Source organism: Halopelagius fulvigenes, from assembly GCF_042662625.1.
In the GTDB taxonomy this organism is placed as follows: domain Archaea; phylum Halobacteriota; class Halobacteria; order Halobacteriales; family Haloferacaceae; genus Halopelagius; species Halopelagius fulvigenes.
The window spans coordinates 108629-130571 of sequence record NZ_JBHSXH010000011.1 but is presented as its reverse complement, the minus strand read 5'-3'; the positions used below and the strand labels follow the sequence as shown (position 1 = coordinate 130571).

Here is a 21943-nt window from a genome sequence, read left to right as displayed (position 1 = left end):
CCCCGGCGTCGAATCGGGAGGTGAGTGAGACGATGGCCGAGACGGAACCTCCAACCACCGCGATTCGCGCCACGTACTCCGAGTACCTCGACGGCGACGCGACGATGGCGATGATAAGCGACCCCGACGCCCCTAACGCGTGGGTGCTGTCGTCGCTCACCGTCCCGATAGAACCCTGAGAGCCGTCACCTCGGAGGCGTCCCCCTTCATGTCGTCGCCGGACCGCTACCCGTCGAGTGCCTCCGCGGAGTTGTCGCGCGGTTCGTAGCCGACGGCCTGCATCGTCTCGGTAATCGAGTAAAATCGGTCGTCGTTCCGCGACACCGCGTTCACCGTCACCGGACTCTCCGGGAGGTCGGCGAGGGCGGCCTTCCGATGCACGTCTCGGCAGTCGTGGGGGCTGAGCCACGTCGAACGGGCGAACCGCGCCTTCCCGGGTTCGACGTCCTCGCCGGTGTTGGCTTCGAGGTCGTCCGCGCTCATGTACCACCCGATGCGGAGGTTGACGACTTCGAGGCCGTGCCGGGAGGCGTAGAAGTCCGTCAGCCCTTCGCAGGCGACCTTGCTCACGCCGTAGAAGGAGTCCGGACGCGTCGGCGCGTCGCCCCGAACGGTCTCCGCGGCGGTCAGCGTCATGCTCTCGGGGTCGGACTCGTCGGCGACGTTGTACGTCCCCACGGCGTGGTTCGAACTCGCGAACACCATCCGCTCGACGCCGTTCTCGACCATCGCATCGAGGACGTTCTTCGTCCCCTCGACGTTGGTCTGAGAGACGGTTTCCCACTCCGCGTCCGGCGAGGACGCCCCCGCGAGGTGAATCACGACGTCGACGTTGTCTACCTTCGCTCGCACGTCGTCGGCGTCGGTCACGTCGAGGAGTTCGCTGTCTATCTCCTCGGTCTCCGAGTGGGTGAACGGGACGACGGTGTGTTCGTCGCCGAAGGCGTCGAGAACTTCCCGCCCCACGTTCCCGGCCGCGCCCGTGAGTGCAATCCGTGCCATCGTTCGTCGGGGACGAAGGAGTACGCGCGAAAAACCGTTGTGGCCCTCGTAGCCTCCTCTCGCGGAACCGGCGTTCGGACGGCGGACGGCGACGGCGGACGCCGTCCGACGAGGGGTTAGATTCCGGATGCGGGGACGTCTATCACGTCGCGGAACGCGCCCTGAACGACCTCCGACAGCGCAGGGTGGACGTGGATGGTCTCGGCGACGGTCGCCGCGTCCGCGCCGGCGGCGACGGCGGTGCTGACTTCGTGAATCAGCGACGACGCCTCCGGGCCGACGACGTGGACGCCGAGAATCTCCCCGTCGCCGGCGACGATTGCCTTGGCGAACCCGCCCTTGTTGTCGAGTGCGCCCCCTAGCGCGTGGTCGTCGTAGGCGTACGTTCCGACGTCGTACTCCGTGTCCTCGTCTATCTCTCCTTCCGTCTTTCCGAGACTCCCCACCTCCGGCGACCCGAATATCGCGTGGGCCATCCCCGGGTACGACACCTCCCGTTCGTCGCCTCGAACGGCGTTCTCGACGACGTACTCGGCCTCCTTGTCGCCGGAGTGTTTGAACATGTAGTTGCCGGCGATGTCGCCGATGGCCCACACCCCCTCGACGGACGTTCGGAGGTACTCGTCCGTCTCGACGAACCCCCTCTCGTCCGTCTCGATGCCGGCGGCAGAGACGTTCCAGAGGTCCGAGTTCGGCCGTCGTCCGGTCGCCACGAGGAGTTCGTCCCCCGAGACGGCTATCTCCTCTCCGCTCTCGGACTCGGCGGCGACGCGCTTCGCTCCGTCCTCGTCGGCTATCTCGGTCACCGTGTACCCCAGACGGAGGTCGTGTTCCTCCCGGTACGCGTCGGTTACCCGTTCGGCGATATCCGCGTCCTCGCGGCGGACGAGCGTCTCGCCGTGGCCGACGATGGTCACGTCGGATCCCATCTGCGAGAAGAAGTGACCCATCTCGACGGCGATGTACCCGCCGCCGACGACGACCAGTCGGTCCGGGAGTCCGTCGATATCTCCGGTCAACACCTCGGCGCTGGTGAGGTAGTCCACTCGGTCGGTTCCGTCGATAGAGTCGGGAACCGTCGGCCGAGAGCCACCGGCGAGGACGATGCGGTCGGCGGTGATCCGCTCGCCGCCGGTGCCGTCGTCGCCGCTCACCTCCACCGTGCGCTCGTCCACGAAGCGCCCCTCGGCCCGATACAACGTGAGATGGTCGTTCTTTCGGGCGCGTTCGGCCTTTGACTCGGCTTTTTTGGCCATCGTCTCCGCGACGCCGTCTACGATGTCCTCGAACGCGACGCCATCGAGCGATGCGTCGACGCCGAACTGCTCGGCGTTGCGGACGGTTTCGGCGACGTTCGCGCTGTGGATCAGCCGCTTCGAGGGGTTACAGCCGCGGTTGAGGCAGGTCCCGCCGAGCCTCCCTCGCTCGACCAACGCGACGTCCAGTCCCTCCTCGGCCGCCTCCGAGGCGACGATGTTCCCCGTCCCGCCGCCCAGAACAATTAGGTCGTGCTCCTCCATAGCTCACCCGTGTGAGTTCTTCCCATCGTCACTTCTGTATTTGGGCAGCGCGAACGACGAAGAACGCGTCTCGATGACGGGGGACCGGTTCACGCCCATCGAGGAGTACGGGTTCGTCGGGAACTTAGAGACGTGTGCGCTCGTCGCGCCGAACGGGTCGGTAGACTGGTTCCCGTTCCCCCACGTCGAGGGTCCGAGCATCCTCGCGGCGATTCTCGACGCCGACCGAGGCGGTCGCTTTCGGGTGACCCCGACCGCGCCGTTCGAGGGTGCCCAACGGTACGTCGACGGGACGAACGTCCTCGAGACGACGTTCGACGCCGCGGACGGGACGGCGACGGTGACCGACTTCTTCCCTCCCGCCGGGAAGGTCGACCACCCGAAGAAGGTCCTCTACCGCAAGGTCGTCTGCGTCGAGGGGCGAGTCGAACTCGAAGTCGAGTTCGACCCCGCGTTCGATTACGGCCGCGCCGACCCCGCGTTCGTTTCGACCGAGAAGGGCGTCCGCGCCGAGGGTGCCGACGAACGGACGCTCTTGGAGGTGCCGACCGAACTCGACGTGAGCGACGGACGGGTGACCGGAACGCTCACAGTCGAAGCGGGGGACACCGAGTGGTTGCTGCTCCGCTGTACCGGCGCAGAGGACGCCGATACCGACCCGGAGGGAGCGCTCGCGGACACGATACGTTACTGGCGAGACTGGGTTCAGACGTGTCGACACGAGGGCTCGGGCTGCATCTTCGAGGGGCCGTGGCACGACCTCGCGGCACGGTCCGGACTCGCGCTCAAACTCCTCACGCACGAGGAGACGGGGGCCATCACGGCCGCGCCCACGACGTCGCTCCCGGAGGATATCGGCGGCGTCAGAAACTGGGACTATCGGTTCAACTGGCTCCGCGACGCCGGGTTCACCGTGCAGGCGCTGTCGAGTCTCGGCAACTCCGAGGGGGCGACCGAGTACTTCGAGTGGTACATGAACCTCTGTCAGGCGGACGACCCGGAGAAGATTCAGCCGTTGTACGGTCTCCACGGCGAATCGGACGTCGAGGAGACGGAACTCGAACACCTCGACGGGTATCGGAGCTCCCGCCCGGTTCGAATCGGAAACGGGGCCGCGGACCAGACGCAACTCGACATCTACGGCGAACTGCTCTTAGCGGTCGACGAGGTGCTCCAACTCGGACGCGAGTTGGACGACGAGGAGTGGGAGGCCGTTCACGACATCGTCGAGTACGTCCGAGACGTGTGGCGCGACCCCGACGCAGGCATCTGGGAAGTGAGGGGCGAAGCGAGCCAGTTCGTCTACTCGAAGGTGATGTGTTGGGTCGCGCTCGACCGAGGAATCGACATCGCGACGACCCACGGCTACGAGGCTCCCGTCGAAGCGTGGCGGGACGCCCGCGAGACTATCAAGGAGGACGTACTCGAAAACGGGTACGACGAGGACGTCGGCGCGTTCGTGCAGGCGTACGACACCGACGCGCTGGACGCGACCGGGTTGCTGATCCCTAGCGTCGGCTTTCTCCCGTTCGACGACCGCCGAGTGCAGAACACCATCGATGCGATAGAGGACCGTCTCCTCGAGGGGGACGTCCTCGTAAAGCGGTACGACGGCGACGACGGACTGCCGGGAGACGAAGGGGCGTTCGTCCTCTGTTCGTGCTGGCTGATCGACGCACTCGCGCTCTCCGGACGGGTCGAGGAGGCTATCGACCGATTCGAATCGCTCACCGAGTACGTGAGCCCGCTCGGTCTCCTCGCCGAGGAGATAGACGCAGACACCGGCGCGCAGTTGGGGAACTACCCCCAAGCGTTCAGCCACGTCGGACTCGTCAACAGCACGCTCTACCTGGGCCACGTGCGCGGGTACGAGTCGCCGGGGGCGGAGCCGATAGGAATCCGCCTCGGAGACCCCGTCTCTCCCGAAGACGGATAGGACCGCTCCGTTTCCGCGACGTCGAGGCTCGGAGTACGTCGCGCAGGCGACTAGCGGTTCGAACTCACTCGTACTCCCGCTAACTACGCGCAGTCCGTCTCCGTGTCGTCGAACGCGACCCCGCGCCGCCGACGGTGACCCGACGCTGTCACGCCGCGACGCCTGTGCCACTCGGTGGCCGAGGTGACCGGCGGTGACGTAATATCCGCCGGCGTCCCACAGGAAGGTATGAACGTCCTCGTCGTCGGCGGGTCCGGATTCGTTGGCACCGAACTCCGCCGCGAACTGGTCGAACGCGGACACGCCGTCACCGTCCTCTCTCGCGACCCGGACGTCGCGTCCGACGCCGCCGGCGTTCGAGCGGTGAGCGGTGACGTGACCGACTACGACTCCATCGAATCGGCATTCGAGGGGCAGGACGCCGTCGTGAACCTCGTGGCCCTCTCGCCGCTTTTCAAACCCCGCGGCGGCGACGAGATGCACGACAGGGTCCACCGCGGCGGCACCGAGAACGTCGTCGCCGCGGCGGAGGCCAGCGGCGTCGAGCGACTGGTTCAGATGAGCGCGCTCGGGGCCGACCCCGGCGGTCCGACCGCGTACATCCGCGCGAAAGGGGACGCCGAACGGGTCGTCCGCGAGTCGTCGCCGGAGTGGGTCGTCGTCCGCCCGTCGGTCGTCTTCGGCGACGGCGGCGAGTTCGTCTCCTTCACGAAGACGCTCACGACGCCGTACGTGACGGGGCTCCCGGGCGGCGGGAAGACGCGCTTCCAACCCATCTGGCTCGGCGACCTCGCGCCGATGCTGGCCGACTGCGTCGAACGCGACGAACACGCCGGGGAGACGTACGAACTCGGCGGCCCGGAGGTGCTCACCCTCGCGGAGGTGGCGAAACTCGCCTACCGCGCCGAGGGGAAGTCGGTCCGCGTCCTCTCCGTCCCGATGGCCCTGGCCCGGATCGGGCTGACCGTCGGCGGGGCGATTCCGGGATTCCCGATGGGCGCGGACCAGTACCGGTCGCTCCGGTTCGACAACACCGTCGCGGAGAACGACGTCCGCGCGTTCGGCGTCGACCCCGGTGACCTCCGGACGCTCTCGGAGTACCTCGGCCTCGGCGAGAGCGCGTCCGAGTCGGAGTCGTCGCAGTCCGCCGGGAGCGCGGCGTGATGGTCGCCGCCGCGTCGCTCCGACGTGTCGCCCGCGTCGCCGCCGGAGTGGCCGGTCTGTCCGGCGGACTCGGCTTTCTCTCTCTGATGGGCGCGTTCGGCCCCATCACCTGTTCGACCGGCCGGTCGCAGACCGGCGACGGCGAGGTGACCGTCACCCGCGAGTGCTCGGCCGGCATCGACTACCTGCTGAGCGGTGCCGGCGGTAACGCCCCGGTGTTGTTCTTCTGGGCGGTGGCGCTTCTCGGACTCGTCGCCGTCGGCGGTGCCGCCGCGTGGACCGGTCACCGTCGCGTCGCGTGGCTAACTGGCCTCGTCGGCACCGTCGTCTCGATTATCGGTCTCATGAGCATCGGGTGGTACTTCGTCCTCCCGACGCTGTCTCTCTTCGTCGCCGCGGCGGCCCTCACCGTCGAGGCCCGTCGGCGCGGTGACGGCGGGCGACGGACGGCGACATGAACGCGGAGTCGGACGACGCGACCTAAATCCGCTGGAAACTCTCTCCTCCTCTCCCCGCTCCGCGTCCCGCGCCGCGGATGACCGAGTTTATGCCGTTGCTCGCCCGACGGCCGACCATGGCTATCGAACCGGGCGACCGCGTCACCGTCGAGTACGTGGGTCGCTTCGAGGACGGCAGCGTCTTCGACACGTCGGACTACGAAGTCGCCGAGAAGTCCGGGCTGTTGGGGGCGCGGGGCGAAGACCGGACCGACTACTCACCGCTCTCCTTTACGGTCGGCGACGGGGAGGTCATCGAGGGTCTCGAAGAGAGCGTCGTCGGAATGGAGGCCGGCGAGGAGGCCACCGTGACGGTCCCGCCGGAGAAGGCGTACGGCGAGTTCGACGCCGACCGAGTGAGAGAGTACGACGCGGAGTCGTTCGAGGGGATGGTCGGCCAGTCGCCGGAGGTGGGCCTGCACGTCCACGCTCAGAACGGCCTGCACGGCGACGTGACCGCCGTCAGAGACGGCACGGTGGAAGTGGACTTCAACCACGAACTCGCGGGTAAGACGCTCGTCTTCGAGGTGGAAGTCGTAGACGTTCGGTGAATCGGCGTTCGACGCTACAGTACGAGGCGTTCGAGGGCGCGTTCTCCGACGGTGCGGTGGACTTCGCCCCGTCTCGAGAGGGTGCCGTCGACCGGTCGGCGAACCGACACACCGCGCCGTACTTCTGGAGGCTGATTTCGGGCATACAGGGTCAGATAGGCTCGAAAACGACGATTTAGGTAAACGGTTTAGTAGCTGCGGACCGTATATACCAACGGATGGTCGAACCCCCCACGACGCCCTGAATCTCCACGCGATTTTCGATGCGCTGGCCGACCGTCCGGAGAGTGAACACCAGTGATAGACGACGGTACCCCCCGACGAGAGACGACGGAGAACGAGACGACCGACCCCCAGAGCACAGCGGTGCGCCGTGCCATCGGGGCGGACGCGACTGCGAGGTGGAGCGAGTTCCTCGGTAAACTCGGCGCTTCGGTGGTGGCGGCATGAACGGGAGCGAACTCGGCGAAGCGACGGTCGGGACGGCGAAGAACTCCGAGGCGACCGACGCGGAGCGTCTCGCCATCGAAACCGTCGGTCTGCGGAAGTCCTTCGGCGACGTCGTCGCTGTAGACGGCGTCGACCTGCGGATTCCTCGCGGCACCGTCTACGGCCTCCTCGGCCCCAACGGGGCCGGAAAGACGACGACGATCCGACTGCTTGCGACGCTGCTCCGCCCGGATTCCGGCACCGCGACCGTCCTCGGCCACGACGTCGTGACCGAGGCGGCCGAGGTCCGCGCGAAGGTGGCTCTCACGGGTCAGTACGCCTCGGTCGACGAGGACCTCACCGGTCGGGAGAACCTCGTCCTCGTGGCCCGACTCCTCGGGCTCTCGTGGCGGGCCGCGCGGAGCCGGGCCGACGAACTGCTCACGACCTTCGGTCTCGCGGACGCCGCCGACCGTCAGGTGCAGACGTACTCCGGCGGCATGCGACGCCGTCTGGACGTCGCGACGAGCCTCGTCGTCACGCCCGAGGTGCTGTTCTTGGACGAACCGACGACCGGTCTTGACCCGCGAAGCCGGAATCAGGTCTGGGATATCGTGCGCGCCATCGCCGCCCACGGGACCACCGTACTCCTGACTACTCAGTACCTCGACGAGGCGGACCGACTGGCCGACCGCCTCGCCGTCATCGACGAGGGGCGCGTCATCGCTGAGGGGACGAGCCGCGAACTGAAGGCGGCCGTGGGCGCGAACCGGTTGGACGTTCGCCTCCGGGACATCGGTCAGAGAGCGGAGGCGGAGGCCGTCTTGACGGACGTTCTCGGCGTCGAACTCATCGACGGACCGGACCGGGACACGCTCTCCGCGAGCGTCCCGACCGAGGAGCGCGCCGCGGAAGCGCTGACCGCACTCGCCGACGCCGGCGTGCGCGCCGCCGAGTTCTCGCTCGGACAGGCGAGTCTCGATGAGGTGTTCTTGGCGCTCACGGGACGTCCCGCGCGGGAAGGGAGCGAACGCGGCGATGCGGCGGACGCCGAGGCGACGGAGGTGCGGCCGTGAGCGCCGAGACGGGGGACTCTCTGTTCCCCGCCGAGGACGGGTTCGACGGTGCCCTCTCGCGGAGCGAACGCCCGCCCCGCGCCGGGGCCGTCTCCGCGTCGCTCACCCTCGGGTGGCGGGCGCTCCTGAAGATCAAGCACGTCCCGTTCCAACTGTTCGACGTCACGGCGTTCCCCATCATGTTCACGCTGTCGTTCACCTACCTCTTCGGGGGCGCTCTGGCGGGGTCGCCGCAGGAGTACATCCAGTTCCTCCTGCCGGGAATCCTGGTGCAGACCATCGTCTTCATCACCGTCTACACGGGCTTCGGACTCAACACGGACCTCGACAACGGGCTCTTCGACCGCTTCCAGTCGCTCCCGATATGGCAGCCCGCGCCCATCGTCGGCGCACTCTTGGGCGACGTCGTCCGGTACTGCATCGCCGCGCTCGTGGTCGTCGGACTCGGCGTCGTCCTCGGATTCCGGCCGGGAACGGGCGTCCTCGGCGTGCTCCTCGCCCTCGCGCTGGTGCTCGTCTTCGCGTTCAGCCTGTCGTGGATCTGGATCCTCGTCGGGCTGTCGGTCGAGAAGCCGGAGTCGGTCATGACGATGAGCTTCGTGCTGCTGTTCCCGCTCACGTTCGTGAGCAACATCTTCGTCGACCCGGCGACGATGCCCCCGTGGCTCCAGACCGTCGTGTCCCTCAATCCCGTCACGCACCTCGTCGACGCCACCCGCGGTCTCATGCACGGCGGCGTCGCGTTCGCGGACGTGGCGTGGGTCTTCGCCGCCTCCGCCGTCATCGTCGCCGTGTTCGCGCCGCTCTCGATGCGGAAGTACCGGCAGGAGCGGTAAAACTCGGCGAACGAACTCCCCCCTTTCTTTGCGAGCCGTCGTCTTCCGCCTGAACGGTATCGTCGGCCTCTTGGTCGCCCTCCTCTTCGCGTTCGTGCGAGATCTCGGCCGAGCGTATCGATAGCCGAGTTCGTTCCGATCCCACGTCCGCAACGACGGGCACAACGCCGAAGGACTGCGGCCGCGTAGTCTCCCCTCATGAGTGAGACCGGCGCCCGGTCCGCCTCGCTCCGGCGGCCGGTCGAACTGGCGCGGGCGGTCATCCGCCACGCACTAGCGGCCGACGTCCCGTTCATGGCGGGCGCAATCGCGTATCAGGCGTTCGTGTCGCTGTTACCGCTCCTGTTCCTTCTTGTCGTCGTGGCGGCCGCCCTCGGTAACGCGGCTGTGACCGACCGCCTCCTCGATATCGTCGTCGGGCAACTCCCCGCGGACGCCCAAGACTTGGTCCGCGGGGCGGTCGAGAAGGCGATAGCCAACGCCGGGAGCTCGATAGTCAGCGTCGTCGTGCTCGGATTCGGCGCGTTTGCGGTGTTCAATGGGCTAGACAAGGCGTTCACCGAACTGTACGGCACCGAACGGGGCGCGAACTTCCCCAACCAGATACGCGACGCCGCCGTGGTCCTCGGGGTGTTCGGGACGGTGACGATACTCATCGCCGCGACGTGGCAGTCGGCGCTCCTCCCGAACAGCCTCTCGGCCGGCAGCGTCCTCAAATCCGTCGCGTTGGTCCTCGGACTCACGCTCGCCCTCTATCCGATGTTCTACGTCTTCCCCGAGGTGTCGCTCGGGTGGCGCGAGGTGCTCCCGGGCGTGGTGGTGACCGCCGTCGGGTGGACCGTGCTGCAGGCGTTGTTCCGCCTGTATGTCACGTTCGTGGCGCGTTCGGACGCGTTCGGGGTGGTCAGCGGCGTGCTACTGCTGGCGACGTGGCTCTACTTCAGCGGGTTCGTCCTCCTGGTGGGCGCGACCATCAACGCCGTCCTCCACGGCTACGGCACTCCCGAGAGTGACTCGTCCGACCCCGACGACGAGGCGGCGGACGCGCCCATCGCCGACGAACGGGCGAACCGGCACTGAGGAAAACGGGAGTGGGGAGCGGACTACCGAAACTCCCTCTACGGAAGGTTCTCCGCGCACTCTATCAGGTCGTCCTCGGTCGTCCACCGGCACAACCGCCCGGCGTCCGAGAGCATCTCGAAGATGGCCGTCTGCATCCCGCTGTAGGGCCGTTCGACGTCTACGTCCGTGTCCACCGCCTCGGCGTCGAGTCCCTCGTACTCCCGTTTGAGGACGTGGGTCTTCCGGAAGTACTCCTCCAGTGCAGTGAAGTACCCCTGTTCGACGAGGAATCCGCCGTGTGTGTGTTCCGCGACGCCGACGATGGCGTCCGCGTAGTCCGCGAGAATCCGGAACTTGAGGTAGGTGTTCGTCCACTCGCTCCGAACGTCCACCATCAGGAAGGCGTAGGCGTCGGGGCGGCGGTTCAGGCGATCCTTGACCAGTTGGAGGCGGCGAATCTCGGGCTGGCCGTAGCTCCCGAGGACGAAGTACGCCCGGTCGGCGGAGAAAAGCGGTGCCAGTTCCGCCACGCTGTGTTTGAGGGCTTCGTACTCTTCGGGCGTGAGCGACGCGTCCCGGAGATAGTCGTCGGCTCTCTCGGCGAGCTCTTCCACGGTGACCGACTCCTCGCTCATCGTGTCGAACTCCCGGCCTCCGGGCTTCAATGTACCGACCGAGTCGTTGACTACATCACTCTATACCGAATCGGTTGAGAGTGATTCGGATTTGAGCGAAACGCTTTTGCACGAATCGCCCGAACTTCGACGCGATGAGCACACCCGACCGACCGCCGAGCGACTTAGACTCCGTGCGAGAGCGACTCAACGTCGTGACGCAGGAGACGCGCTTCTCGCTCGTACAGGACATCCTCGGTCACCCGTCGGGGTTGCCGACGCTGAAAGAACTGGACTACGTGAACCCGAGCAGGAGTCGGACGACCATCCGCCAACACCTCCGGAAACTCGCCGACGCGGGCATCGTCGAGGAGGTGTCCCTTCCCGAGGACCGTCGGCGAAACGACCTGCCGTACAAGTTCTACGGCATCAGCGACGCGGGCCGCCGGTTCCTCGACGAGCACAAACTCCTCCGGGCGGAGGAGACGCTCCGGACGGTGTACGAACGGGTCGAGAAGACCGACGAAATCGAGCGGTACGAGAACGCGCCCCGACCGGACCGCTGAACCGCCCGTCGTTCTTTCTTCTTTTCGGACCTTCGACGGGGACGTTCGCGGCCGACGAACGGGTAAAAACGAGTTCAGCGGTGTCCGCGACTGCTGGCCGAGAGTTCGGCGTTCAGTCGCCGGCGACGGGTTCCGGCCGGTACGACCGGCTGATGACCTTCCAGTGGCCGGCGGCGAAGCGGTAGTACGTGATGACTGCGGGGACCAACGTCTCTAATACCAGCGCGGCGTACAGCGCGCCGATTCCGATCGGCGTCGCGGCGCTCAGGACGGGGAGCGGAACCGACGCGGCGCCGAGGTAGGTGATGGGAAGCGCGAACACGTACAGTCCGAGCACCTGCCCGTAGAACGGCCAACTGGTGTCGCCGCTGGCGCGGAGCGGTCCGGTCGCACCGCCGGAGACGCCGCGGAACACGACGCTGACGCAGGCGACGACGATGAACGTCGTCACCATCGGGAGGATGGAGGGGTCGTTCACGAAGACGCTCCCGACCTGTTCGGCGAAGACGAGGACGAACGCCGCGACGAGGACGTAGACGGCGGTTCCGAACAGGATGACGTCGCGCCCGTACGCGCCGGCTCCCTGCTCGTCGCCGGTCCCGAGTTCCTGGCCGACCAGACTGCTCGACGCTATCGAGAAGCCCCACCCGGGCGTGTCCATCAGGTCGCGGACGCGGCGGGCGACGACGTACGCCGCGACGACGTTCGGCCCGAACATGGCCACGAGGGCGAGCATCGGGAACTGCGCCGCCCGCCGGGCGACGTTCGTGAACACCAGGGGAGCGCCGATGTCCAGGACGTCGCGGACTTCGTCCACCGTCGCGTACGGCGGTCCGAGGTCGACGGTGACGGGGAACTCGCCCAAAACCGGCAGTCGGTAGCCGGCCAGTCCGGCCGCGAACACGGAGAGTGCGAGGACGTTCGCGACGACGGTGCCGATGGCCGCGCCGACGACGCCCATCCCGAGGACGAAAATCAACGCCGCGTTGATGCCGATGTTGACGACTGCGCCGCCCGCGCGGACCATCATGGGCGTCCACGCGTCGTCCGCGCCGACGAGCGCCCGACTCGCGATGAGGTTGAGACCGGCGAAGGGGACGCCCAGAGCGACCACTCGGAGGTAGTCCGCGCCGTAGGCGAGCGACGCGCCCTCGCCGCCGACGAGTCCGACGAGCGTCTCGGGGGCCGCCCAGTAGAGGGCGGCGAGAGGGAGCGTGATGGCGACGGTGACGAGCGCACTCGTCGTCACGGCCGAGGAGAGCCTCTCGCTCGCGCCGGCACCGAACCGCTGAGAGACGAGACTGATGGTCGCGCCGGCGATACCGCTCCCGGCGGCGAACACGACGCCCCAGAACGGCGTCGCGAACCCGACGCCGGCGATGGCGGCCGGTCCGAGGGCGATACCCACCATCGCAACGTCCGCCGCGGACTTCGACATCCGGGTGATTCCGGTGACGATTCGCGGCCACGCGAGGTCGGTCGTCTGCTCGACGCGCCGGGGGTCTATCACCCCGAACCGCGCGAGCACGTACCCGACGGAGAGGAGAACCCAACGAAACGGATTCGGCAAGCGTCTTCCTGAAACTGCCACGTCGCATGTTTCGATTCGAGACCCTAAAGCGCTTCATATCTGCAGTGTATTTCAGGATTTATTCGCACGTTATCTATTGTCTCAGAGTCTCTACTGCAAATAGAGGGAACGACCACCGTGCCACCGACGGCCACGGTACTGACGCTCGAACGGCCGCCGATTACGCCTCGATTTTCGACGGTTACTCCGAGAGGAACACTCGCTCCACCGACCCGTCCGACCCCCGGACGAGGGCGTCGATGGACGATTCGGTCGCAACCGTCACCGACTCGCCGCCCGGGGTACCCTCGTTGACGCGGATGGTGTTGGCGTTGACGACCGACCCCTTTCGAGTGGGGCGGTCGGTCTTCGTGTGGCCGATAACCTGCGGCGGGGCGTCTTCGCTCATGTGCTGGAAGTCCATCCAGACGAGTCCGGCGTCGGCACCTCTGACGCCTTGGGACCCCATGCCGACGACGCTCTCGGCGTCGTCGTACGCCTCCTCCTGCGCGTCGAACCACCCCTTCGAGTCCGATTCGAGCCCGCGCTTCAGTCTCTCGCCGGCCTCACGAAGCGTCTCGTTGACCTCCGCGACGGAGAACGGCCGGTTCGACCCGGCGTGGACGTACGTCCGCCCGTACGCCTCGAACGCGGCGGCGAGTCGTCCGGCGGCGACGTCCCCGACTACCCGCTTTTTCACCTCCGCCGGCGGGTCGGCGGAGTACCAGTACTCCCAGTGGTAGACGTAGGGAAAGAGCGTGTTCGCCTCGTGGTTTCCGAGGAGGTGGACGACGTGGCCCTCCGGGGCCTCCTCGCGGAGTCGCCACACCGTCTCCAACGTCTCGGTGTTCGACGGACCGCGGTCCACCGTGTCGCCGAGGAAGACAAGGACGTACTCGTCGCCGCCGGCCCAGTGGAGTCGCCCCTCGCCGTCGGCTTCCACGAGAGGCCGGTCGAACGCCTCGCCGACGAGTTCGAGCGCGGACTTCGCCTCCGAGAGGTAGCCGTGGATGTCGGAGACGGACACCACCGTCGGCGCGTCCGCGTCGAGGTCCGAGAGTGATCCGGGCGCGGGCGTCATCGGACCACCGACCCGGCGACGGAAACGCTGTCTTCGAGTCTCATACACCGACCCTCCGAGAGCGGAAACATAATCGCTCGGGTCGCCGCGGTTTCGGCCGACGCCGCCCGACTCCGCCGCCCCCAACGGCCCGCCCCGACGTTCCTCAATCGACGTAGGCGGCGACGAGTCGGCGTTCGATTCGCTGGAGTCGGTCGCTCACGGTGCCCGCCGAGAGGCCGAGTTTCGACGCGAGTTCCCGGTGGGTCGTCTCCCGCGGCACCTCGTAGTACCCCTCCCGGACGGCGAGTTCGAGGAGATCGGCCTGTCCGTCCGTCAGTACGTCGGCGAACTCCCCGGTGGTCGGTCGGTATGTCCCTATCTCTTCGAGTTCGAACTCGACCGCCCCCGGAAGTTCCGAAACCGCCCGCTGGATACCGGACCCCGTCCCGATGACCGTGAACCGGTAGCTCCGGCGTCCGTCGATCTCCCGGTGTTCTATCGGCCAATCGAGGACGATGTCGTGCGCGTACAGGATCGAGATGAGGTCGCCTATCAGGCCGACGCTCCGACACTGGAGGTACGCGACGCCGCTTCCGTCCGTCCCCGTCACGTCGTACCCGACAACCTCCTCGGCGGCGTCTAACAGTCGGTCCGCCGCCGAGAGGTTGCCCCGCAGATCGACGAGGACGACGTACCGGCCGTCCTCTATGGGCCCCATGTGGCGGGTCGAATCGATGGTCACCGCCTCCGATCGGGCGAAGCGGTCCAGAACCGGCGCTATCTGCACCTCCGTCTCCGTCAGTACGAGCGTCGCGTATCTCATCGGTTCGTCTCCCCGGCCGCCCGGCGTCGTCGCGCCGCGGCCTCGGTACGCGTTCGTCGCCCGGGCACCTAAAAGGATTTCTAGCGTGCTAGTAAACAGGCCCAAACGCATTCCCTCCTTAGGGACAGTCGATGCAACACGAGACGCCGCCGGGCCCGCGCGGACTTCCGGTTCTCGGGGCCGACCCTGCGATGATTCGGGGCGGATTGGAGTTCACCTCGCGCATGGCCCGCGAGTACGGCGACGTCGTCCACTGGGACGGCGTTCGGGGGCACGTCTACCAACTCAACCACCCGGACGACATCGAATGCGTCCTCGTGCAGAACAACCAGAACTACGTGAAGGGCGAGAGCTTCCAGAAGATTCTCGGCCCACTCACCGGCAACGGCATCCTCAACAGCGAAGGCGAGGAGTGGCGGCGCAACCGCCACCTCGTCCAACCGGCGTTCCACCCCGACCGTATCGAGGAGTACGCCGAGATGATGACCGCGTTCACCGAGGAGATGTGCCGGCGGTGGTCGGACGGCGAGAGGCGACTGATCCACGACGACATGATGGAGTTGACGCTCCGAATCGTCGCGAAGGCGCTGTTCGGCGTGGACGTGGAGGACCGCTTCGAGGAGATAAGCGAGGCCATCGACACGTTCCTCCCCGCCACGTCGAGTCTGCCGAACATCCTCCTCCCGGAGGAGGTACCCCTCCCCTCGCGCCGGAAGATGCGCGAGGCGCGACAGACCCTCGACGACGTCGTCGCGGAGATTATCAGCGAACGCCGTGAGAACCCCGGGAACGACGTCGTCTCGATGCTGCTCTCGGCGGCCGACGAGGAGGGAAACACCCTCAGCGACGACCAGATTCACGACGAGATAATCACGCTCCTCACCGCCGGTCACGAGACGACGGCGGTTTCGCTGACGTACACCACCTACCTCCTCTCGCAGCACCCGAACGTGGAGCGACGACTCGTGGCGGAACTCGACGAGGTGCTGGACGGCCGGCCGCCGACGATGGCCGACGTCCCCGAGTTGACGTACACCGAACAGGTGGTCAAAGAGTCGATGCGCCTCTACCCGCCGGTTCCGAGAATCGTCCGCGAGGCGGTCGAACCCGACACCCTCGGCGGGTACGAGATTCCCGCCGGCGCGACGATTCAGATGAGTCAGTGGGTCGTCCACCGCGACTCCCGGTGGTACGACGACGCCCTCTCGTTCGAACCCGAACGCTGGACCGACGAGTTAGAGCGGTCGCTCCCCCGGTTGGCGTACTTCCCGTTCGCCGCGGGGCCGCGCCGGTGCATCGGCGACCGGTTCGCCATGCTCGAAGCGCGCCTCCTGCTCGCGACCATCTACCAGAACTACCACCTCGAACTGGTCTCGGACCGCAACCTCGAAGTGATACCGACGGTCACCTCGCGGCCCAAAGAGGAAGTCGTGATGGTCGCCCACGAACGCGACGACGACTGAACCGGATCGACGGCGGTTCGGTCGGCGGGTGCCGCCGTTGCCGCGGCGAGGCGGCGTTAAGAGGCGGTCTCAGTCGGTTTCCCCGCCGTCTGTCGGTGAGAGAACGTCGTCGATGATTACCCTGTCCGACTCGCTTTCGCGCAGTTGGAGGCAGCACTAACCGGAAACTGCGACCGACGAAAGCGGCCGAGACGGGTCGGCGGCGGATTCAGCGCGTGGATTGTGTGACTATCGGCGGTGAAGTGTCCGTTTTCGCCGTCCGTTCTCGCTTCGGCGTTCGCTCTTCGGACCCGCGTCGCGTCGTAGTCGGCTACAAATATGGCGAGAATGCGAGAGAGTTTGGGTATCTAGACGCTCCTGTCTCGCATGAGTTCTACAGTCGGGTCGCTGTGGCGACGGTATCGCTCCGTACCGCTGATATACCGTATCTCCGTCGCGTTCGTCCTCGGTTCCGCGGCCGGAATCGCGTTCGGCGAACGGATGACCGTCGTTCAACCGCTCGGCGACCTCTTCCTCCGGTTGCTCAACATGCTGGTGGTCCCGATAATCGTCTTCACGCTGCTTACCGGGATTCGCCAACTGTCTCCGGCGCGACTCGGACAAATTGGCGGCGCTACGGTCGGTCTCTACGCCGCGACGACTACCGTCGCGGGAATCATCGGCCTCGCCGTCGCGAACGTCCTCCAACCGGGGCGCGGCGTCGAGTTCGCCGGCGGTGCGGCCGAATCTCAGGCACCGCCCTCGCTCACGGAAGTCGTGTTGGGCATCGTCCCGAGCAATCCGGTGGCGGCCATGGCGGAGGGTAACCTCCTCGCGACGGTCTTCTTCGTCATCGTCTTCGGCATCGCGCTCACTTACGTGCGCGCTCAGCAGGCCGCGTACGCGGACCGCGTCGACTCGGTCTTCGAGGCGTTCGAAGTCGGCGCGGAGGCGATGTTCGTCGTCGTCCGCGGCGTACTCGAGTACGGCGTCGTCGGCGTGTTCGCGTTGATGGCCGCGGGAATCGGTAGCGAAGGTATCGGCGTGTTCTCGTCGCTCGGCGTACTCGTGGTGGCCGTCGCTATCGCAGTCGTCATCCACATCGCCTTCACGTACCTCTTCGTCCTCATGGGCCTCGTCGTGGGCGCGTCGCCCCTCGCGTTCCTCGCCGGTGCGAAAGACGCGATGGTGACGGCCTTCGCCACGCGTTCCTCGAGCGGAACGCTTCCGGTGACGATGACCAACGCCGAAGAGGACCTCCGCATCGGAGAGCGGGTCTACTCGTTCGCACTTCCGGTCGGAGCCACCGCGAACATGGACGGCGCGGCTATCCGACAGGCGATCACTGTCGTGTTCGCCGCGAACGTCGTGGGACAACCGCTCGCACTCTCCGAGCAAGTCCTCGTTCTGGCCGTCGCCGTACTCATCAGCATCGGAACCGCCGGCGTCCCCGGTGCGGGGATAGTCATGCTCACGGTCGTCCTCAATCAGGTCGGCCTTCCTCTCACGGTCGTGGGGTTCGTCGCCGGCGTTGACCCGATTCTCGGCCGCATCGCGACGATGAATAACGTCACCGGCGACTTGGCGGTCGCTACCGTCGTGGGGAAGTGGAACGACGCCGTCGACTTCGACGGCGGCGTCTGGACGTGACTCTCCGCCGACTCCGGAGTCCGGCGCGACGGTGTGGCACGAGTCGGACGGCGCGTTCGTCGGAGCGTGGACGGAGTGGGAGCCGTACGGTTCGCCGTCCCGCGGTCAGTCGTTGAGGTGCGCCCGCTCGAACCGGTCCGGCGGTAGTTTGAGTTCGTCGAGGTTCGGGAGGTGCTTGACGTTGTAGACGACTTTCATCTCGTCGGTGATGGGGGCGTTGAGACAGGAGAGCCTGATTCCGTCCGCTATCATCTCGGAGGGGAGGATGTTGCTCGAATCCATCTCCATCTCCCCTTCGATGACCGCGACGGCGCAGTTCGCGCACGCCCCGCCCCGGCAGGCGTACGGCCACGCGAACCCCTGGTCCTCGGCCGCCTCCAGGAGCGACTGGTTCGGTTCGACCGGTATCTCGCCGTAGTCCGCCGGGTCGAGTCCCGCGGCGGACGCCTTCTCGAACAGGTCGTCGTCGTCCAGTGCCCACCCGTGGTCGTCGAGGACTTCGTAGTTGAGGAACTCCACGCGCGACTCCTCCGGTTCGTCCTCGTCGTCCTCGTCTCCGCGTCCGTTCGCGTCTCCCCGCCGCGAGGGACGGTCGGCGCCCTCGCCGTCGTCCGCGCCGCCCTCGCCGTCGTATCCGTTCAGAATCTCCCTGTACGCCGCGTACACCGCCTGAAACTCCTCCGCCGACCCGCCGTGGTCGGGGTGGGATTCCTTCACCCGTCGCCTGTACGCTCGCTCGATTTCCGCGTCGTCCGCATCCGAATCGACTCCTAAAATCTCGAACGGGGACTCCACGCCTAGGGATGGGGCGATGAGAATCATAAATCCTCTCCCTGCCGCCTCGTCGCGGAAGTTTTGCGGGCCGCCGAGGTCGTTTCGGACCCCCCGTTCAGAGTGAAAACGACGCGGGAGGCGTCGGCGCAGTCGGACGACGACGCGAGACGGACGATACGCGTGAGACGGCCTGCATACCGTCTCTACCGACCGAACGGTCCGGCGGTTCTCCGCGTATTCGCGCCTCGCCGGTCGCGTTTTCACCCTGAACGAGGGGTGTCCCCGGTTCGACGCGCGCTCTGTTCGGACGTCCGACTCCACGGCGCGAACGGAGCCTCGGACGAACCCGGCCGAGCAGTCCGCTCGGTAGTCGGGTGTGGATATATGTCAGAAGGAATTCAACTATCTGCTAATGCAGTTAGTCGGCACCGTCGCGACGGTAATCGTTCTCGGCGTATCCGGATACAACGTGATAACCGCGTTCGGCAGTCGCACGTGGGTGAAGCTGGTGGTCCATATCCTGGGATTTCTCGGCACGTGCCTGATAGCCCTCGAATTTTTCGGGCTCCGAGTACCTCTCGGAGCGGACCCGGACAGCGGAATTCAGCTAATCGCCTTCCTGATGGCTCTGATACTGCTGACTAACTACCTGTTACGGCGATTCGTGCCGGACGTACTCTCTCGTTCCGAGTAGTTCCGGACGTGGTCGTGCCCTCCTCATGAACAGGCTTCCCACGCAAAATATTCACCAGTACGTCCGTCACGTCTCTCTCTGCGGTACGACTCTCGCCCGACGAGACTGTCGGCTATCGTCGTCGGAAAGCGGATAGAGGCAATCGGCTTCGATGGCGGCGTCGGGACCTGACGGTCCGATTTCGAACTCGGTCGCCGCGGAGTTCGACGAGAACGCGATTGGTTCGTTTCTCTTCGCTCCCGGGCGACGAACACGAGTTTCTGATCGTCCCTCGATCGAACGAACAGATATTATTGTATGCACCGGTTCGCCGGTGTCCGGTTCCGATCACAGAACGTCCGTCCGGAAGTGGTCTCGTCGAGACATATCTTGGACATATTACCATAAAATGTCGTTATAGGTGGATAATCGGCACTATAAAGGCGAAAAACTAATATTTGGTAGAATAAGGGTGGAATGCACGTATCTCGAAGAAGTATCCAAAAGTATCGTCCGTGTGTGGATAAATACCCGGCGTGGACTATCGATAAATCGAAATCTATGTTTGCGACCACTTCTCCGGTTCAGGGATAGTCCAATTACTTCTATCGATAGTGCTCTTCAGGTTCGGTGAATGCGCTCACTGCACCATCGCGCTGCTCCCCGACTACAGTTTCTCCGTCCCGGAGATCGGTCGGGCCGAGCCGTCGCCGACAGTTCGTGCGGATCGGGCGTGACCGCGGTCTAGGCTGCGATCCTCGTCGACTTTTCCGTCCAAGCCGTCGTCAATGTCGCCCGGTTCCGAAGCGGGAAGTGGCGGCTCGTCACCCGTCGCTCTGATGCCGATGCCACCGGCGGCGACTAACTCGTACTGTTTAGATCGTACTTGCCGATGGCTCGGCGGTCGTATAGAGGTACGTGGCGGCGAGTGCGACGATCGCTTCGGCGGATTTGGAGACGATCGCCATCGTGTTCGCCGGGCCGCCCATGACGAAGTACGCGACTATCTGAGCGACGGCGAGTAGCCCCATAAGGAGGTAGAACTCGCGGCGCCAGTAGCGAGTTACGTAGATCACTACGCCCGCGACGAAGCCGAGGGCGGCGAGGACGAACAAGATCGCCTGCGTGATGTCGAATGCGATTACGACCGGAACGAGCCACAGGTGAATCGCCGCCGAAACGAGCGCTGCAGCGATCATCACGTACGGTACGACTCCGGACGGAACTCCCCTGGTGAGAGAGGAACCACGGGAGGTGTTGGCTGCTGTCTCGGACATCGTCTGTAACAGAGGTGCTTAGGAAGATATGTTTTTCCACTTTCAGGTTCCCCTAACCTGTCGACTTCGTAAGGTATCGAAAAATCGTCCCCTGTAGCGTGGTGCAGTCACCAGACCGCAGGAAACGCGCTGACGGAGAGCTCATCGGATACCGAACCGATGGAGTATCGGACAAGTATCAGTACGGTTCGGAGTGTCCCCGTCGAGTTCGTCTCGGGAGAGTGACGATTCCCGTGTATCGTCGGTCGGCCGGTGTCCTGTGAGGGAACAGATCGTAAGGGTATATCTAACGACCGTCGATATCTTCCGAGAACACCATTACAACTGTAGCGCTGTAAGATCCGCTTTATCTTGAGCGGTATGGAGTGGAACTATGGTGAACGTGAAAGCGACGTACGATACCGATCGAAGTCGTCAGATATTCTCGAACGTGTCTTCGGGGAGAGGTGATCTCTGATTCAGTAACTGGCGGTAGGTGACACAGATATCATCAGCTGCCGCCTCTAGCTTCCGAACGAGCGTCTCACAATACTCCTCACGCCGAAGTTTACTGGTGGGGCCTCCGACCGAGATACTCCCCAACACGTCGTCGACGGAAAGGGGGCACGCGACAAATCCGACTCCGATGGCTTGTTCGTCCCAATCGACGGCGTATCCGTCGTCAGCAATCTGGTCGAGTTCCCGCCGAAGCGTCGCGGGGTCAGTTATCGTCTGCTCGGTTACTGCGCGAAGCGAGTCTCCGTCCAGTAACTGTACGGCGTTCCTCCGAGAACCCCGCCAGTATCACCTTTCCGGCGGCGTGGGTGTGAAGCGGAGTCCGAAAACCGCTGTACGGACTGGGACCGACCCGTCCCCGGTCGGTTTCCGCATGAAGAAGCACCCACTCCCCCTGTTCTTCGACACCGATCTGGACGAGCTCTCCGGTTTCTCTATAGAGGTCCACCGCGGAGCGAATTGAAGCGTAAAACAACCGACTGCGGTACTTCTTCCGATTGCCCAACTGGAGGAACCGATAGCCGACTTCGTACAGTCCCTCGTCCCGAGAGACGTATCCGACCTCCGCCAAGGACACGAGGTAATCGTGCGCCGTTGCCCGCGTGACCCCGAGTTCGGAAGCCACCTCGGACGGACGCGCCCCCTCCCGTTCGTCGAGAATTCGCAGCACTTCGAACGCACGCGATACCGTTTTGAGAGGTGGTGATCCCATGTATCGGACTCTCCGCAGACTCGTATAAATCGTCGGAAAACGACAAGCCCGCCCCCTGACGGTCCCCTGAGCGTGATGACCTCGTTCTCATCGACGTGATACGCACGTATTCGCTGCTCTCTCGGCGGAACTGTTCGGCGAGGGCGGACTCTCACCGGGTCGATTACAGTACTATGCTCGTAACGAATTCGCCCTCTGCCGCCTCCTCTGA

The 21943-nt window shown here is 65.5% G+C and carries 24 protein-coding genes; 14 read left to right on the top strand and 10 right to left on the bottom strand.

Features of this window, described 5'->3' with window-relative positions; genetic code table 11:
- Positions 1-32 precede the first annotated feature (32 nt).
- Entirely contained in the window at positions 33-179 is a 147-nt protein-coding gene (locus tag ACFQEV_RS08555) for a hypothetical protein (protein WP_379694858.1), read from the top strand.
- Between the two features lie 46 nt (positions 180-225).
- Here the strand turns inward: ACFQEV_RS08555 and ACFQEV_RS08550 are convergent, their stop codons facing one another.
- Complete coding sequence (locus ACFQEV_RS08550) at positions 226-1002, bottom strand: NAD-dependent epimerase/dehydratase family protein (RefSeq protein ID WP_379694856.1); 777 nt, start codon at positions 1000-1002, stop codon at positions 226-228.
- A gap of 116 nt (positions 1003-1118) precedes the next feature.
- Positions 1119-2522: a dihydrolipoyl dehydrogenase family protein gene (locus ACFQEV_RS08545; RefSeq protein WP_379694853.1), complete on the bottom strand. Its 1404-nt coding sequence runs from the start codon at positions 2520-2522 to the stop codon at positions 1119-1121.
- Positions 2523-2562: 40 nt separating this feature from the next.
- Between ACFQEV_RS08545 and ACFQEV_RS08540 the strand changes: the two genes are divergently transcribed.
- The 9 genes from ACFQEV_RS08540 to ACFQEV_RS08500 all read left to right on the top strand — a co-directional run bounded on the left by ACFQEV_RS08540 (position 2563) and on the right by ACFQEV_RS08500 (position 10091).
- Positions 2563-4458, top strand: a complete 1896-nt coding sequence (locus ACFQEV_RS08540; protein WP_379694850.1) for a glycoside hydrolase family 15 protein — start codon at positions 2563-2565, stop codon at positions 4456-4458.
- A gap of 228 nt (positions 4459-4686) precedes the next feature.
- A complete protein-coding gene (locus tag ACFQEV_RS08535; protein ID WP_379694847.1) occupies positions 4687-5622 on the top strand; it encodes a complex I NDUFA9 subunit family protein in 936 nt (311 codons plus the stop codon).
- Positions 5622-6080, top strand: a complete 459-nt coding sequence (locus tag ACFQEV_RS08530) for a hypothetical protein (RefSeq protein ID WP_379694844.1) — start codon at positions 5622-5624, stop codon at positions 6078-6080. The genes ACFQEV_RS08535 and ACFQEV_RS08530 overlap by 1 nt, the downstream gene beginning before the upstream one ends.
- 116 nt (positions 6081-6196) lie before the next feature.
- Positions 6197-6670 (top strand): FKBP-type peptidyl-prolyl cis-trans isomerase, encoded by a 474-nt coding sequence (locus ACFQEV_RS08525; protein ID WP_379694842.1) that lies wholly within the window; start codon positions 6197-6199, stop codon positions 6668-6670.
- Complete coding sequence (locus tag ACFQEV_RS08520) at positions 6667-6849, top strand: hypothetical protein (protein WP_379694839.1); 183 nt, start codon at positions 6667-6669, stop codon at positions 6847-6849. The genes ACFQEV_RS08525 and ACFQEV_RS08520 overlap by 4 nt, the downstream gene beginning before the upstream one ends.
- Positions 6850-6967: 118 nt before the next feature.
- Positions 6968-7120: a hypothetical protein gene (locus ACFQEV_RS08515; RefSeq protein WP_379694836.1), complete on the top strand. Its 153-nt coding sequence runs from the start codon at positions 6968-6970 to the stop codon at positions 7118-7120.
- Positions 7117-8175 (top strand): ATP-binding cassette domain-containing protein, encoded by a 1059-nt coding sequence (locus ACFQEV_RS08510; protein ID WP_379694834.1) that lies wholly within the window; start codon positions 7117-7119, stop codon positions 8173-8175. Before ACFQEV_RS08515 ends, ACFQEV_RS08510 begins: the two co-directional genes overlap by 4 nt.
- The gene (locus ACFQEV_RS08505; RefSeq protein ID WP_379694831.1) at positions 8172-9011 is read left to right on the top strand and encodes an ABC transporter permease; all 840 of its coding nucleotides are present in this window, start codon (positions 8172-8174) and stop codon (positions 9009-9011) included. Before ACFQEV_RS08510 ends, ACFQEV_RS08505 begins: the two co-directional genes overlap by 4 nt.
- Before the next feature lie 198 nt (positions 9012-9209).
- Positions 9210-10091, top strand: coding sequence for a YihY/virulence factor BrkB family protein (locus ACFQEV_RS08500; RefSeq protein WP_379694829.1), 882 nt, complete (start codon positions 9210-9212; stop codon positions 10089-10091).
- Between the two features lie 38 nt (positions 10092-10129).
- On the opposite strand, the gene ACFQEV_RS08495 is transcribed toward ACFQEV_RS08500, so the two are convergent.
- Positions 10130-10708, bottom strand: coding sequence for a DUF8170 family protein (locus ACFQEV_RS08495; RefSeq protein ID WP_379694826.1), 579 nt, complete (start codon positions 10706-10708; stop codon positions 10130-10132).
- Between the two features lie 134 nt (positions 10709-10842).
- Between ACFQEV_RS08495 and ACFQEV_RS08490 the strand changes: the two genes are divergently transcribed.
- Positions 10843-11253 carry a helix-turn-helix domain-containing protein gene (locus tag ACFQEV_RS08490; RefSeq protein WP_379694824.1) on the top strand — a complete coding sequence of 137 codons (411 nt, stop codon included), beginning with the start codon at positions 10843-10845 and terminating at the stop codon, positions 11251-11253.
- A 112-nt stretch (positions 11254-11365) separates the two neighbouring features.
- On the opposite strand, the gene ACFQEV_RS08485 is transcribed toward ACFQEV_RS08490, so the two are convergent.
- The 3 genes from ACFQEV_RS08485 to ACFQEV_RS08475 all read right to left on the bottom strand — a co-directional run bounded on the left by ACFQEV_RS08485 (position 11366) and on the right by ACFQEV_RS08475 (position 14709).
- Positions 11366-12823 (bottom strand): MATE family efflux transporter, encoded by a 1458-nt coding sequence (locus ACFQEV_RS08485; protein ID WP_379695235.1) that lies wholly within the window; start codon positions 12821-12823, stop codon positions 11366-11368.
- 202 nt (positions 12824-13025) lie between these two features.
- Complete coding sequence (locus tag ACFQEV_RS08480) at positions 13026-13904, bottom strand: metallophosphoesterase (RefSeq protein ID WP_379694822.1); 879 nt, start codon at positions 13902-13904, stop codon at positions 13026-13028.
- 145 nt (positions 13905-14049) lie between these two features.
- Positions 14050-14709, bottom strand: coding sequence for a helix-turn-helix domain-containing protein (locus ACFQEV_RS08475; protein ID WP_379694820.1), 660 nt, complete (start codon positions 14707-14709; stop codon positions 14050-14052).
- A gap of 131 nt (positions 14710-14840) precedes the next feature.
- Between ACFQEV_RS08475 and ACFQEV_RS08470 the strand changes: the two genes are divergently transcribed.
- Together ACFQEV_RS08470 and ACFQEV_RS08465 are read left to right on the top strand one after the other, a co-directional pair.
- Entirely contained in the window at positions 14841-16172 is a 1332-nt protein-coding gene (locus tag ACFQEV_RS08470) for a cytochrome P450 (protein ID WP_379694817.1), read from the top strand.
- A 366-nt stretch (positions 16173-16538) separates the two neighbouring features.
- Complete coding sequence (locus ACFQEV_RS08465; protein ID WP_379694814.1) at positions 16539-17801, top strand: dicarboxylate/amino acid:cation symporter; 1263 nt, start codon at positions 16539-16541, stop codon at positions 17799-17801.
- A gap of 105 nt (positions 17802-17906) precedes the next feature.
- Here the strand turns inward: ACFQEV_RS08465 and fer are convergent, their stop codons facing one another.
- Complete coding sequence (gene fer, locus ACFQEV_RS08460) at positions 17907-18596, bottom strand: ferredoxin Fer (RefSeq protein WP_379694811.1); 690 nt, start codon at positions 18594-18596, stop codon at positions 17907-17909.
- Positions 18597-18987: 391 nt separating this feature from the next.
- On the opposite strand from fer, the gene ACFQEV_RS08455 reads away from it, so the two are divergent.
- On the top strand, positions 18988-19269 hold the full coding sequence (locus tag ACFQEV_RS08455; protein ID WP_379694808.1) for a hypothetical protein: 282 nt from the start codon (positions 18988-18990) through the stop codon (positions 19267-19269).
- 854 nt (positions 19270-20123) lie between these two features.
- Here the strand turns inward: ACFQEV_RS08455 and ACFQEV_RS08450 are convergent.
- The 3 genes from ACFQEV_RS08450 to ACFQEV_RS08440 form a co-directional block, all read right to left on the bottom strand.
- Positions 20124-20525, bottom strand: a complete 402-nt coding sequence (locus ACFQEV_RS08450; protein WP_379694805.1) for a DUF7475 family protein — start codon at positions 20523-20525, stop codon at positions 20124-20126.
- A 414-nt stretch (positions 20526-20939) separates the two neighbouring features.
- Entirely contained in the window at positions 20940-21233 is a 294-nt protein-coding gene (locus tag ACFQEV_RS08445; RefSeq protein WP_379695233.1) for an IclR family transcriptional regulator domain-containing protein, read from the bottom strand.
- Positions 21226-21732 (bottom strand): IclR family transcriptional regulator, encoded by a 507-nt coding sequence (locus tag ACFQEV_RS08440; protein ID WP_379694802.1) that lies wholly within the window; start codon positions 21730-21732, stop codon positions 21226-21228. The genes ACFQEV_RS08445 and ACFQEV_RS08440 overlap by 8 nt, the downstream gene beginning before the upstream one ends.
- Between the last annotated feature and the right edge of the window lie 211 nt (positions 21733-21943).

Excerpts from the sequence above, each read along its gene's own strand:
- ACFQEV_RS08555 (WP_379694858.1), top strand. The coding sequence starts at position 33 with ATGGCCGAGACGGAACCTCCAACCACCGCGATTCGCGCCACGTACTCC.
- ACFQEV_RS08550 (WP_379694856.1), bottom strand. The coding sequence starts at position 1,002 with ATGGCACGGATTGCACTCACGGGCGCGGCCGGGAACGTGGGGCGGGAA.
- ACFQEV_RS08545 (WP_379694853.1), bottom strand. The coding sequence starts at position 2,522 with ATGGAGGAGCACGACCTAATTGTTCTGGGCGGCGGGACGGGGAACATC.
- ACFQEV_RS08535 (WP_379694847.1), top strand. The coding sequence starts at position 4,687 with ATGAACGTCCTCGTCGTCGGCGGGTCCGGATTCGTTGGCACCGAACTC.
- ACFQEV_RS08530 (WP_379694844.1), top strand. The coding sequence starts at position 5,622 with ATGGTCGCCGCCGCGTCGCTCCGACGTGTCGCCCGCGTCGCCGCCGGA.
- ACFQEV_RS08525 (WP_379694842.1), top strand. The coding sequence starts at position 6,197 with ATGGCTATCGAACCGGGCGACCGCGTCACCGTCGAGTACGTGGGTCGC.
- ACFQEV_RS08510 (WP_379694834.1), top strand. The coding sequence starts at position 7,117 with ATGAACGGGAGCGAACTCGGCGAAGCGACGGTCGGGACGGCGAAGAAC.
- ACFQEV_RS08500 (WP_379694829.1), top strand. The coding sequence starts at position 9,210 with ATGAGTGAGACCGGCGCCCGGTCCGCCTCGCTCCGGCGGCCGGTCGAA.
- ACFQEV_RS08495 (WP_379694826.1), bottom strand. The coding sequence starts at position 10,708 with ATGAGCGAGGAGTCGGTCACCGTGGAAGAGCTCGCCGAGAGAGCCGAC.
- ACFQEV_RS08490 (WP_379694824.1), top strand. The coding sequence starts at position 10,843 with ATGAGCACACCCGACCGACCGCCGAGCGACTTAGACTCCGTGCGAGAG.
- ACFQEV_RS08480 (WP_379694822.1), bottom strand. The coding sequence starts at position 13,904 with ATGACGCCCGCGCCCGGATCACTCTCGGACCTCGACGCGGACGCGCCG.
- ACFQEV_RS08475 (WP_379694820.1), bottom strand. The coding sequence starts at position 14,709 with ATGAGATACGCGACGCTCGTACTGACGGAGACGGAGGTGCAGATAGCG.
- ACFQEV_RS08470 (WP_379694817.1), top strand. The coding sequence starts at position 14,841 with ATGCAACACGAGACGCCGCCGGGCCCGCGCGGACTTCCGGTTCTCGGG.
- ACFQEV_RS08465 (WP_379694814.1), top strand. The coding sequence starts at position 16,539 with ATGAGTTCTACAGTCGGGTCGCTGTGGCGACGGTATCGCTCCGTACCG.
- ACFQEV_RS08455 (WP_379694808.1), top strand. The coding sequence starts at position 18,988 with ATGCAGTTAGTCGGCACCGTCGCGACGGTAATCGTTCTCGGCGTATCC.
- ACFQEV_RS08450 (WP_379694805.1), bottom strand. The coding sequence starts at position 20,525 with ATGTCCGAGACAGCAGCCAACACCTCCCGTGGTTCCTCTCTCACCAGG.
- ACFQEV_RS08440 (WP_379694802.1), bottom strand. The coding sequence starts at position 21,732 with ATGGGATCACCACCTCTCAAAACGGTATCGCGTGCGTTCGAAGTGCTG.